Source organism: Pseudomonas sp. RW409, from assembly GCF_003184125.1.
GTDB classification, from domain to species: Bacteria; Pseudomonadota; Gammaproteobacteria; order Pseudomonadales; family Pseudomonadaceae; genus Aquipseudomonas; species Aquipseudomonas chlororaphis_I.
Map to the genome: position 1 here is coordinate 138,477 of NZ_QHHP01000002.1, position 12,588 is coordinate 151,064.

8 protein-coding genes are annotated in these 12,588 nt (G+C 64.6%); 6 read left to right on the plus strand and 2 right to left on the minus strand.

All coding sequences use genetic code 11. The annotated features are described in order from the left end of the window. Nucleotides 1-30 precede the first annotated feature (30 nt). Nucleotides 31-1,836, minus strand: a complete 1,806-nt coding sequence (locus tag DK261_RS00755; RefSeq protein ID WP_110175158.1) for a sodium:proton antiporter — start codon at nucleotides 1,834-1,836, stop codon at nucleotides 31-33. Nucleotides 1,837-1,943: 107 nt separating this feature from the next. Here DK261_RS00755 and xerD point away from each other — a divergent pair, with 107 nt between their 5' ends. From xerD to DK261_RS00785, 6 genes are all read left to right on the plus strand, one after another. Next, nucleotides 1,944-2,840 carry a site-specific tyrosine recombinase XerD gene (gene xerD / locus DK261_RS00760; RefSeq protein WP_016702737.1) on the plus strand — a complete coding sequence of 299 codons (897 nt, stop codon included), beginning with the start codon at nucleotides 1,944-1,946 and terminating at the stop codon, nucleotides 2,838-2,840. Nucleotides 2,841-3,131: 291 nt separating this feature from the next. Then, on the plus strand, nucleotides 3,132-3,863 hold the full coding sequence (locus DK261_RS00765; protein ID WP_007927673.1) for a thioredoxin fold domain-containing protein: 732 nt from the start codon (nucleotides 3,132-3,134) through the stop codon (nucleotides 3,861-3,863). 131 nt (nucleotides 3,864-3,994) lie between these two features. Further along, complete coding sequence (locus DK261_RS00770) at nucleotides 3,995-5,299, plus strand: homoserine dehydrogenase (protein ID WP_009047147.1); 1,305 nt, start codon at nucleotides 3,995-3,997, stop codon at nucleotides 5,297-5,299. A gap of 62 nt (nucleotides 5,300-5,361) precedes the next feature. After that, a complete protein-coding gene (gene thrC / locus DK261_RS00775) occupies nucleotides 5,362-6,771 on the plus strand; it encodes a threonine synthase (protein WP_016702738.1) in 1,410 nt (469 codons plus the stop codon). A 154-nt stretch (nucleotides 6,772-6,925) separates the two neighbouring features. Next, nucleotides 6,926-10,501, plus strand: a complete 3,576-nt coding sequence (locus DK261_RS00780) for an ATP-binding protein (RefSeq protein WP_038630675.1) — start codon at nucleotides 6,926-6,928, stop codon at nucleotides 10,499-10,501. 90 nt (nucleotides 10,502-10,591) lie between these two features. Continuing rightward, the gene (locus tag DK261_RS00785) at nucleotides 10,592-11,836 is read left to right on the plus strand and encodes an EAL domain-containing protein (RefSeq protein WP_110175159.1); all 1,245 of its coding nucleotides are present in this window, start codon (nucleotides 10,592-10,594) and stop codon (nucleotides 11,834-11,836) included. 8 nt (nucleotides 11,837-11,844) lie between these two features. Here DK261_RS00785 and DK261_RS00790 read toward each other — a convergent pair whose 3' ends face one another. Continuing rightward, nucleotides 11,845-12,507, minus strand: a complete 663-nt coding sequence (locus tag DK261_RS00790; RefSeq protein WP_009047151.1) for a response regulator transcription factor — start codon at nucleotides 12,505-12,507, stop codon at nucleotides 11,845-11,847. Nucleotides 12,508-12,588 lie beyond the last annotated feature (81 nt).

The window sequence follows — 12,588 nt, forward strand, 5'->3', positions numbered from 1 at the left end:
GTAGGAGCGAGGCTTGCCCGCGATGGGCTATCAGGCCGCCATATCCTTCTGAATCAACGCCACCAGGGTCCAGCCCGCTGTGGGCTTGAGGGCGCTGTCCGGCGTCACCACATGCACCCAGCCGCTGCTGTCGCGAGCGAACAGCAGGGTCGCCCGTTCGCCGTGCAGCGCCTGGTAATCCTCCCAGCCAAAGCCTTCGGTGAGGTTGGTGCTGTACAGCTCCGCACCCTGTCCCAGCAGGCTGGCCAGTTTGCTGTAGGACAGCGCCTCGCTGCCCAGCAGATGCCCGCGGTGTTCATGGCTGGCCCGGTGCTTGTCGGTGCGCCGGCTTTCCTGGCTGTTGGCCAGGCCGAACAGGCGCTGATGGCCGAAGTCGTGACGGAAGCGCATGGAGGCCAGGGTGTTCAGTTCGCCGGAGGGCGACAGCGCCAGCAGATGGCCAAGCCCCACCAGGTCCAGATGGGCATCGGCGTGTTGCGACGCCGGATTGCCGAAGTAGGTCGGCAGGCCGTCCATGCGCGCGGCGCGGATGTTTTCCCAGCTCGAATCGGTCAGCAGCACGCGACTGCCCAGTTGTTGCAGGGCCTTGCCGATGGTCCGCGCCGGAGCGTTCGCCCCGACGATCAGGAAGCCACTCGGCGCCGGTTCCGCGACTTTCAGCAGGCGGGCCAGCGGCCGCGCGGTGGCGCTTTGCAGCACCACGGTGCCGATGATCACGGCAAAGGTCAGCGGCACCAGCAGCAGCGCGCCTTCATGGCCGGCCTGGTCCAGGCGAATGGCGAAGATCGCCGAGACAGCCGCGGCAACGATGCCCCGCGGTGCGATCCAGGCCAGCAAGGCCCGTTCGCGCCAGTTCAGATTGGAGCCGGCGGTGGATAGCAGCACGTTCAAGGGCCGGGCGATGAACTGGATCACCAGCAGCAGAATCAACACCAGCGGCCCCAGGGCGATCAGCGCATTGAGGTCCAGGCGTGCCGCCAGCAGGATGAACAGCCCGGAAATCAGCAGCACGCTGAGGTTTTCCTTGAAGTGCAGGATGTGCCGGACGTCGACGTCCTTCATATTGGCCATCCACATGCCCATCAGGGTCACGGCCAGCAGGCCGGACTCATGCATCACCTGGTTGGCGCCGATGAAGATGCCCAGCACCGCCGCCAGCGTGGCCAGGTTGTGCAGGTATTCCGGCAGCCACTGGCGGCGCATGATGGTCCCCAGCACCCAGCCGCCGACGATGCCGAACAGGCTGCCGCAGAGAATCACCCCGCCGAAGGTCATCAGGCTGTGCTGCAGGCCCTGGCCCTCGGCGCTGGCGATGATGAAGCTGTAGGCCACCACCGCCAGCAGGGCGCCGATCGGGTCGATGACGATGCCTTCCCAGCGCAGGATGTTGGCGATCGACGCCTTGGGCCGAACCACCCGCAGCATGGGTACGATCACGGTGGGCCCGGTGACCAGGGTCAGGGTGCCGAACAGCAGCGCCAGCAGCCAGTCGAAGCCCAGCAGCCAATGGGTGGCCAGGGTGATCACTGCCCAGGTCGAAAGCGCGCCGATGGTCACCAGCCGGTGCACCACCTTGCCGATCTCGCGCCATTCCGACAGGTGCAGGGTCAGGCTGCCTTCAAACAGGATCAAGGCCACCGCCAGCGACACCAGCGGCATCAGCAGCGGTCCGAACAACGCTTGTGGATCGAGCCAGCCCAGGACCGGGCCGGCGAGAATGCCGCTCAACAGCAGGAACAGAATGGCCGGTAGTTTCAGGCGCCAGGCCAGCCATTGGCAGCCCACTGCCGCCACGCCTATGCCGCCAAAGGCCAACAGAATCTGTTGTTCGTTCATTGAAGCTCCCTGTTCCTTGAAATAGCGGGCTATGAAAGACTAGCGACCCTCTGCACAGTTCACTATTTATTTGCGCCTGGCCTCAAGCCCGCGCCTTTCGAGTATTTATGCCCGCCATCGACCATCCCCTGATAGACCGCTTCCTCGATGCGCTATGGCTGGAAAAGGGCCTCTCGGACAACACCCGCGAGGCGTATCGCAGCGACCTGGCGCTGTTCAACGGCTGGCTGCAGGAAAAGGGGCTGGAACTGGTGAATGCCGGCCGCGAGCTGATTCTCGACCACCTCGCCTGGCGGGTGGAGCAAGCCTACAAGCCGCGTTCTACCGCGCGTTTTCTCTCCGGGGTGCGCGGCTTCTATCGTTACCTGCTGCGGGAAAAGCTGATTGCCGTGGACCCCACGCTGCAAGTCGACATGCCGCAGTTGGGGCGGCCGTTGCCCAAGTCCCTGTCGGAGGCCGATGTCGAAGCCCTGCTGGCCGCTCCCGACCTCAGCGAGGCCATTGGCCAGCGCGACCGCGCCATGCTTGAAGTCCTGTATGCCTGCGGCCTGCGGGTCACCGAGCTGATCAGCCTGACCCTGGAGCAGGTCAACCTGCGCCAAGGCGTGCTGCGGGTGATGGGCAAGGGCAGCAAGGAGCGCCTGGTGCCGATGGGCGAGGAAGCGATTGTCTGGGTCGAGCGCTACATGCGCGATGCCCGGGGCGAGCTGCTCGGCGGGCGGCCCAGCGATGTGCTGTTCCCCAGCCTGCGCGGCGAGCAGATGACCCGGCAGACCTTCTGGCACCGGATCAAGCATCAGGCCAAGGTCGCCGGGATCGGCAAGTCGCTGTCGCCGCATACCTTGCGGCACGCCTTCGCCACCCATCTGCTCAACCACGGCGCCGACCTGCGGGTGGTGCAGATGCTGCTCGGCCACAGCGACCTGTCGACCACCCAGATCTACACCCATGTCGCCCGGGCCCGTCTGCAGGACCTGCACGCCAAGCACCATCCCCGCGGTTGAACCTGTAGCCGCTGGCGCAGCCTGCGTTCGGCGGCGTAGCCGTCGCCAATCTGAAATACCAGGGTGCTTGGTTTTGCGTCGGCTTCGCCGCCGAGCGCAGCCTCGCAGGCTCGGCAGCGGCTACAAGAGCGGCTCTGCGCTGATCGGCAAATGACCGGCTTGGCTCAGCGGGAGCCCGCCAGGCGGGCCTTATGTGGTAGGCTTTGCCGGTTTGCAAAGTGGGCCGTTATGACCCGGTGTTCCAGTACGGGCGTTCTGACCGTCCCATTTGTCCGCCTTCAGGAGTTCCCAATGCGCGTGACCCAGATTATCGCCGCCGCAGCCATTGCGTTGGCCAGTACCTTTGTTATGGCCGATGACGCCGCCGAAAAAGCGATTCGTAAAAGCCTCCAGGGCCTGCAGCTCGAAGTCCCGGTAGAAAGCATCAGCGCCAGTCCGCTGCCCGGTGTCTATGAAGTCAAGCTCAAGGGCAGCCGCGTGCTGTACGCCAGCGCCGACGGCCAGTTCGTGATGCAGGGCTACCTGTTCCAGCTCAAGGACGGCAAGCCGGTCAACCTGACCGAAAAGACCGAGCGCCTGGGCGTGGCCAAGCTGATCAACGCCATTCCGGTCGCTGAAACCGTGGTCTACCCGGCCATCGGCGAAACCAAGACCCACATCACCGTCTTCACCGACACCACCTGCCCGTACTGCCACAAGCTGCACGCCGAAGTGCCTGAGCTGAACAAGATGGGCGTGGAAGTGCGTTACGTCGCCTTCCCGCGCCAGGGCCTGGGTTCGCCGGGTGACGAGCAATTGCAGGCGGTCTGGTGCTCGGCCGACAAGAAAGCGGCCATGGACAAGATGGTCGATGGCAAGGAAATCAAGGCCGCCAAGTGCGCCAACCCGGTTTCCAAGCAGTTCGCCCTGGGCCAGTCGATCGGTGTGAACGGCACGCCGGCCATCGTTTTGGCCGACGGCCAAGTGATTCCGGGCTACCAGCCTGCGCCACAAGTCGCCAAACTGGCGCTGGGCGCGAAATAATCCTGCGTCGTCGAGCCTTTGACGATCATGGCGCGGCGGTTGTGGCCGACGCGTCATTAATAGAGAGCCGTGTGGTTTGCGGCTGTTTTCCACGGCCGACCTAGTGTCGGCCGTTTCATGGGGAGTTCAGAGTGAATCCGGTCAAAGTGGGCATCTGTGGGCTGGGTACCGTCGGTGGCGGTACCTTCAATGTACTTCAGCGCAACGCCGAGGAAATTGCTCGTCGTGCCGGGCGTGGAATCGAAGTGGCACAAATTGCCATGCGCACGCCAAAGCCTCAGTTCCAGACGACCGGTATTGCGATTACCAACGATGTGTTCGAAGTGGCCACGAACCCTGAGATCGACATCGTCATAGAGCTGATGGGCGGCTATACCGTTGCCCGCGAGCTGGTACTCAAGGCCATCGAGCATGGTAAACATGTGGTCACCGCCAACAAGGCGCTTATCGCCGTACACGGTAACGAAATTTTCGCCAAGGCCCGTGAGAAGGGGGTGATCGTGGCGTTCGAAGCCGCCGTGGCGGGTGGTATTCCAGTCATCAAGGCGATCCGCGAAGGCCTGGCGGCCAACCGCATCAACTGGGTGGCCGGGATCATCAACGGCACTGGCAACTTCATCCTCACCGAGATGCGCGAGAAGGGTCGCACCTTCGAAGACGTGCTGGTCGAGGCCCAGGCCCTGGGTTACGCCGAAGCCGATCCGACCTTCGACGTCGAAGGCATCGACGCGGCGCACAAGCTGACCATCCTGGCGTCCATCGCCTTTGGTATCCCGCTGCAGTTCGACAAGGCCTACACCGAAGGTATCACCAAGCTGACCACCGCCGACGTGAACTACGCCGAGGCCCTGGGCTATCGCATCAAGCACCTGGGCGTGGCCCGCCGCACCGATGCCGGCATCGAGCTGCGCGTGCACCCGACGCTGATCCCGGCCGATCGCCTGATCGCCAACGTCAATGGCGTGTTCAACGCGGTGATGGTCAACGGTGACGCCGTCGGTTCCACCCTCTACTACGGCGCCGGCGCGGGCATGGAGCCGACCGCTTCGTCGGTGATCGCCGACCTGGTGGACGTGGTTCGCGCCATGACCAGCGACCCGGAGAACCGCGTGCCGCACCTGGCCTTCCAGCCGGACTCGCTGTCGGCCCACCCGATCCTGCCGATCGAGGCCTGCGAAAGCGCCTACTACCTGCGGATCCAGGCCAAGGATCACCCGGGCGTACTGGCCCAGGTGGCGAGCATCCTGTCCGAGCGCGGCATCAACATCGAGTCGATCATGCAGAAAGAGGTCGAAGAACACGACGGCCTGGTGCCGATGATCCTGCTGACCCATCGGGTGGTGGAACAGCGCATCAACGATGCGATCACCGCGCTGGAAGCCCTGCAGGGCGTGGTCGGTCCGGTCGTACGGATCCGCGTCGAGCACCTGAACTAATCCGCTTCGTTGCGGGAGCCCCGGCGGCTCCCGCTTGAGAACTCTTTTTAGAGGAGCCAGTCATGCGTTACATCAGCACCCGCGGCCAGGCACCGGCCCTGAATTTCGAAGACGTCCTGCTGGCCGGCCTGGCGAGCGACGGCGGCCTGTACGTACCGGAAAACCTGCCACGTTTCACCCAGGAGGAAATCGCTTCCTGGGCCGGCCTGCCATACCACGAGCTGGCTTTCCGGGTGATGCGCCCGTTCGTCACCGGCAGCATTCCGGATGCCGACTTCAAGAAAATCCTCGAGGAAACCTACGGTGCCTTTTCCCACAACGCCATTGCCCCGCTGCGCCAGCTGAACGGCAACGAGTGGGTCCTGGAGCTGTTCCACGGCCCGACCCTGGCGTTCAAGGACTTCGCCCTGCAACTGCTGGGTCGCCTGCTGGACTATGTGCTGGAGAAGCGCGGCGAGCGCGTGGTGATCATCGGCGCCACTTCCGGCGATACCGGTTCGGCCGCCATCGAAGGCTGCAAGCGTTGCGACAACGTCGATATCTTCATCCTGCACCCGCACAACCGTGTGTCCGAAGTGCAGCGTCGGCAGATGACCACCATCTTCGGCGAGAACATCCACAACATCGCCATCGAAGGCAACTTCGACGACTGCCAGGAAATGGTCAAGGCCAGCTTCGCCGACCAGGGCTTCCTCAAGGGCACTCGCCTGGTGGCGGTGAACTCGATCAACTGGGCGCGGATCATGGCCCAGATCGTCTACTACTTCCACGCGGCCCTGCAGCTGGGCGGCCCGGCGCGTTCGGTGGCGTTCTCGGTACCGACCGGCAACTTCGGCGATATCTTCGCCGGTTACCTGGCCCGCAACATGGGCCTGCCGATCAACCAGCTGATCGTCGCCACCAACCGCAACGACATCCTGCACCGCTTCATGAGCGGCAACCAGTACGTCAAGGAAACCCTGCACGCCACCCTGTCGCCGTCGATGGACATCATGGTCTCGTCGAACTTCGAGCGCCTGCTGTTCGACCTGCACGGTCGCAACGGTGCCGCGCTGGCCGCGCTGATGGACTCCTTCAAGCAAGGTGGCGGTTTCAGCGTCGAGCAGGAGCGCTGGACTGAAGCGCGCAAGCTGTTCGATTCCCTGGCCGTGGATGACGCCCAGACCTGCGAGACCATCGCCGAAGTCTTCGCCCAGACCGGCGAAGTGCTCGACCCGCACACCGCGATCGGCGTGAAGGCCGCCCGTGAGTGCCGTCGCAGCCTGGATATCCCGATGGTGGTGCTGGGCACCGCGCATCCGGTGAAATTCCCGGAAGCGGTGGAAAAGGCCGGGATCGGCAAGGCCCTGGAATTGCCGGCGCACCTGTCCGACCTGTTCCAGCGCGAAGAGCGTTGCACCGTCCTGGCCAACGACCTGAAGGCCGTCCAGGCCTTCGTCAGCCAGCATGGCAATCGCGGCAAACCGCTCTGATCGAGTGACATCGATCGTCAACAAGGCCCGTCTCTGACGGGCCTTGTCTTTTTATACACAGGCTGTTTATCGCGACGCGTCTTTAAGGATCGAGCTCAAGGACAGGGCACAAGGACAGGGCGACGCCGCGTCGAGGATCACTCACAGGATGCTTATGTTGCTGCGCCCGGTTTTCCGCACATTGATGGTTTTGGCGATGCTGTCCCTGGCCCCGTGCCTGATGGCGGCGCAGAACCTGCCCTTCAAGCTGGTGCCGGCCTTCGTCCAGCTGCAACCGCTCACCCTGGCTTCGGCCGAACGGCAATGGCTGGCGGGCCGTGGCACCTTGAAGGTGGGCATTTCGATCGACGACTACCAGCCGATCGACATCACCCGCGACCGCAACCGTTACCAGGGCATCAGCGCCGATTACCTGAGCCTGGTCGGCGAACGCCTGGGCGTGTCCCTGGAAGTCCTGGGGTTCTCCGAGCGCGAACAGGCGGTCGAGGCGCTGCGCACGGGGGCGATCGATATCCTGACCAGCGCCAACGGTTATGAGCGTGGCGCCGCGGGGCTGCATTTCTCCAGTGACTACATGCCCGACCGCGCGGTCGTGGTGGTGCGCCGGGACGAGGCGGAAATTCCCGAAGACCTGGCTGGCAAGAAAGTGGTGCTGCTGGAGGGCTATGCGGACGCCAAGATTGCCCATGCGGCCTATCCCCACAGCCAGATCATTCTTTCGCCCAATCTGTACAGCGGCCTGGAAGCCCTGAAACAGGGGGATGTCGATGCCTTTATCGGCAATGAAGTGATCGTCCGAGCCTACAAGGCGCTGCGCCCTTACCTGGGGTTGCAGGTCCGCACCGAAAGCCGGCTGCCGCCGATCGGCTTTGCCTTCGCCACGCGCCAGACCGACCCGCTGCTCGGCCGCCTGATCGAACAGGCGCTGCAAAGCATCGACGACTCCACGCGGCGGGAGATCCTGGCCCGCTGGACCACCGGGCTGGGTGCCAGCACTGGCGACGAGCGGATCAAGCTGAGCAAGCAGGAGCGCGCCTGGCTGCTCGAGCATCAGCATGTGGTAGTGGCGTCCCAGCAGTTTCCGCCCTACGTGTTCAAGGATAAGGACGGCCAGTGGGCCGGGCTGAATATCGACCTGCTCAACCGCATCTCGAGGATGACCGGGCTGCAATTCGTCCAGGAGGAAACCTTCTCCACGGCCCACACCCTGGATCTGCTGCTCAAGGGCCGGGCGCAGATGAACACCACGCTGTCGGCCAACGATGAGCGCTGCGGCTTCCTCGACTTCACCCATGCCTTTGGCGGTTCGGCCTGGGTGTTCGTGGTGCGCGCCGACGACATCCAGCTCAATACCTTCAACCAATTGGCCGGCAAGGTCCTGGCGCTTCCGGCCAAGCATGCGCTGGAGAGCTACGTCCGGCAGAACTACCCGAAGGTCCACCTGCGTCTGGTCGACACCTACCTGGAGGCGCGGGCCCTGGTGGCCAGCGGCGAGGCCGACGCGACCATCCAGAACGAAGTCGAGGTGCAGGGCTACCCGGCGAACGGCCTGCGCATCGGCCGCAGCGTCGAGGGCAAGTGGTCGGCCGACGAATTGTCGGTGCGCCGGGACCAGCCCGAGCTGCTGAGTATCCTGAACAAGGCCCTGGAAGCCTTCCCGGTGGCCGAGCTCAGCGCCATCCGCCTGAAATGGCTGGGGGTGACGCCGGTGCCGGTGCCGATGTGGCAGCGAGTGCCAGCGTGGATCTACTGGGTCACCTTTACTGCGATCCTGTTCGGCCTGCTGTCCCTGGCCTGGAACACCCGGCTCAAGGGGCAGATCCGCCAGCGCCTGCAAGCCGAGCAACGGCTCAACGACCAGCTGGCGTTCAAGCGCGCCTTGCTCGACGGCATCCCCAACCCGATCTTCGTCCGCGACCTGGCCGGACGCCTGATCACCTGCAACAAAAGCTACGAAACCCAGACCGGCATGCGCCTGGAACAGATCAAGGGGCTGTGCCTGACCGAGCTGGATGTGTTGCCCGAGGCCACGGCCCGGCAGCTGCACCGCGAGTTCCTGGAGCAGCTGGAGTCGCAGGAGTCGGTGTTCGTCGACCGGCAGATCGAATCCAGGAACGGCCCGGTGCAGGTCTATCAATGGACGGTGCCGTTCTACAGCGCCCAGGGCGAGTTGCAGGGGCTGCTGGGGGGCTGGATCGACATCACCGAGCGCAAGCGCCTCGAGGAAGAGCTGCTGGAGGCGCGTCGCGCGGCGGATCAGGCGAACTACGCCAAGAGCGCCTTTCTCTCGACCCTGAGCCATGAGATTCGCACGCCGATGAACGCGATCATCGGTTTGCTGGAGCTGGAAAAGGAACAGGCGCGCCTGCGCGGCATGCCGTTTTCCGATGCCTTGCGCGTGGCTTATCAGTCGGCGCAGGAGCTGGTCGGCCTGATGGGCGACAACCTCGACCTGGCCAAGATCGAGGCCGGGCATATGCAGCTGGCGCCGCAGACCGTGGCCCTGCGAGGCTTCTTCGAAGACATACAGCAATTGTTCGAGGTCACCGCGCGCAACAAGGGGCTGCACCTGACGCTGGCCTTCGACAAGGCGGCGGACGGCTTCTACTGGCTCGATCCATTGCGCCTGCGCCAGGTGCTGCACAACCTGCTGAGCAATGCCCTGAAGTTCACCCAGGTCGGCGAGGTGCGGGTATCCGTCGAGCGCCAGGCAGATGAGCATGGCGCCGATCGCCTGTGCATCAGCGTGGCCGACACCGGGCCAGGTATCAGCCCGGAGAAACAGGCGAGCCTGTTCGATCCGTTCATTCAGGCCCATGTGCAGACGACGCCGGAGCAGGGCGGAACCGGCCTGGGCCTGAGCATCTGCAAGCAACTGGTGGAGCTGATGGGCGGCCGCATTCTGCTGCAAAGCCAACCCGGCGCGGGGACCCGCGTGACCCTCGAGCTCTATCCGGAGCAAGTGGTCGAGGCTTTCAGCCAGTCGCCCCAGGTGACCAGCGAGCGTCCGCAGAGCCGTCGCATGTCGGTGCTGGTGGTCGATGATGTGCGGGCCAATCGCATGGTGCTCAGCCAGCAACTGATGTTCCTCGGGCACAAGGTGGTGGCGCTCGACAGCGCCGAGGCGGCGTTGGCGCGCTGGCAGGGCGAGGCGTTCGACCTGGTGATGAGCGATTGCCACATGCCGGGCATGAGCGGTTATCAGCTGAGCGAAGCGATACGTGAGATCGAGGTCCGGGAAGGGCGCGACGCCTGCCCGCTGATCGGCTGCACCGCCAATGCCTTCGAGGATGAACAGCAGCGCTGCGAGCAGGCCGGCATGGACGAGCTGCTGGTCAAGCCGGTGACCCTGGACCGGCTGGCGCAGATGCTTGCGCGTTTCTTGCCGCCGCCATCCTTTGATATCCAGACCCTGCGCAGCATGACCCAGGCCGACGAGCCGATCCTGCAACGCATGCTGCGCGAGCTGTGGAGCAACCTGGGGCAGGAGCAGGTGGCCCTCGAGTCGGCGGTGCTGGAGCAGGACTGGGCGCGTATCGGCGCGTCCACCCACCGCCTCAAAGGGGTCTGCTGCCTGATCGATGCGCTGCCGCTGGCCCAGGTCTGCATCGACCTGGAGGGCGTTGCCCGGGCCCGCTCGACGGCGGTGCTGGCGGAGCACTGGCTGCGTCTTAAGGAAGCCATCGGTTGCTTGCGCAGCGATATCGAGCCGCACCTGGGTAGCGATTAAGACTTGTCTTATGGGGCGACCTGCCCTCTGCGATTAACGTACCGGCCCGCTGCGGATTCTCGCCGCTCTCGCCGTATCGGAGGTCGTTGCATGCACTCGTTGAAAGTGCTCGTTCTTGAAGACAATTCGTTCCAGTTGATGGCCCTGCACCAGATGCTCAACGCCAACGGCGTGTTCAACGTGTTGAACGCCGAAAGCGTTGCCGCCGCCCGGCAATCCCTGGACAGCAAGGGGCCGGTGGACATCGCCATCTGCGATCTGTACCTGGAGCAGGCCGACGGCCTGGAGCTGATTCGTTACCTGGCGGAGCAACAGCGGGCGAAGGCGCTGATCATTCTCAGCGACGCGCAAGCGGATGTCCGCGAAGGCGCCGCGGCCATGGCCCGGCAGCAGGGCCTGAATGTGCTGGGCTGCCTGCCCAAGCCGGCTTCGGTGACCCTGGTCAATGAACTGCTGAGCCTGTACCAGCAATGTTTCGAGCCGGGCCCGCAAGCCTTGTCGCTGGCCCAGGTGCGCGAAACCCTGGGGCTGGATGTATTCCAGCCTGAAGTGCCGACTGCCGAGGAAGGGCAGGCGGCGGTACTGCGCCATGGGGTCGCGCACTTTCAGCCGGTGGTCAGCCAGGACGGCGAGGTCCAGGGCGTCGAGGCGCTGGCCCGCTGGCAGCATCCGGAGCATGGCCTGATGCTGCCCGCCGAGTTCCTCCCGGTGATCGAGTTCGCCGGGCTGGAAGAAGCCTTCACCTGGCTCATGCTGGAGCAGGCCATGCAGCTGTCGGCCGGGGTGCGCCTGGTCATGGGCCGTTCGCTGGCGATCTCGGTGAACATCCCGGTGGGCATGCTGGAACTGCCGAACTTCGCGCGCCAGCTGGAAGCCCTGCTGCGCCGTTTTGAAGTACCGGCACGCCTGCTGACCCTGGAAATCGTCGAGACCACCGAGCTGCAAACCGACACCGCCCATGTCGAGGCCCTGCTGCGCCTGCGCATGATCGGTTGCAAGCTGTCGATTGGCGACTTCGGCACCGGTGGCACCAGCCTGCAGCGCCTGCTGGAGTTGCCGTTCACCGAGCTGAAGATCCCGCCGGCCTTTGTCTGTGGGCTGGCGGCCGATGAGCGCAAGTCGGCGGTGGTGGCCGGCGCCATGAGCATGGCCCGGCGCATGTCGCTGGGGTTGGTGCTGGCCGGTATCGAGAGCGCCGCCGACTACGAGGCGGCCAAACGGCTGGGGCAGGCGCGCCTGCAAGGCTGCTTCATCGCCGAACCCATGAGCGCGGTCGCCGTGCGTCAGTGGATCGCCCGGCGCGTGAGGGCCGACCTCGGCGAAGAGATGGGCTGAGCCTGAGTTCAGGCCAGCCCGTGTTCCTGCACGTAGATGTACAACGCCGCGGCGCTGGACAGGCCGAGCTTGCGCATCGCGCTGACCTTCTGGGTGCTGACGGTCTTTTTGCTGCGGCTGAGCTTGGCGGCGATTTCCCCGACCGTCAGCCCGGCCGCCAGCAGGCGGATCACTTCGAGTTCGCGGGGCGACAGCTGTTCCCCGGACAGCAGGCGATCCGGCCCGACCTCGCCCGCCAGGCTGAGGAGTTGCTGGATGGCCTGGGCGACGAACACCTTGTTGCGACGCACATGGCTGATCGCCGCCGGCAGCTCATCGGCCAGGCTGGCCTTGCTCAGCAGGCCCATGACGCCCAGGTCGAGAATCGAGCGGAACAGCCCGGCGTTGTTGAGCATGGTCACCACCACGATCGGCAGCTCGGGGTGATGCCGGCGCAGTTGCTCGATCAGGCGCAGGCCGTCGTTCTGCTGCTCTCCCGGCATCATGAAGTCGGTGACCAGGACTTCGCAGGGACAGCTTTGCAGCAGTTCGCCGAGGGCGGTCGGGGAGCTGGCTTCGCCGACGATCTCCAGGTTGTCGTCGCGCTCCAGCACCGCCCGCAGGCCGATGAGGAAAATCGGGTGATCGTCGGCCAGGACGATCCGCAGTTTTTTATTGATTGTTTGATTCAAGACTCGCTCCGGTGAGAAGGCAGCATTTTGGCCAGGCCCAGCAGCCGGGCAACCGTCATCGCTGCGCCGCCGGGCTTTGCC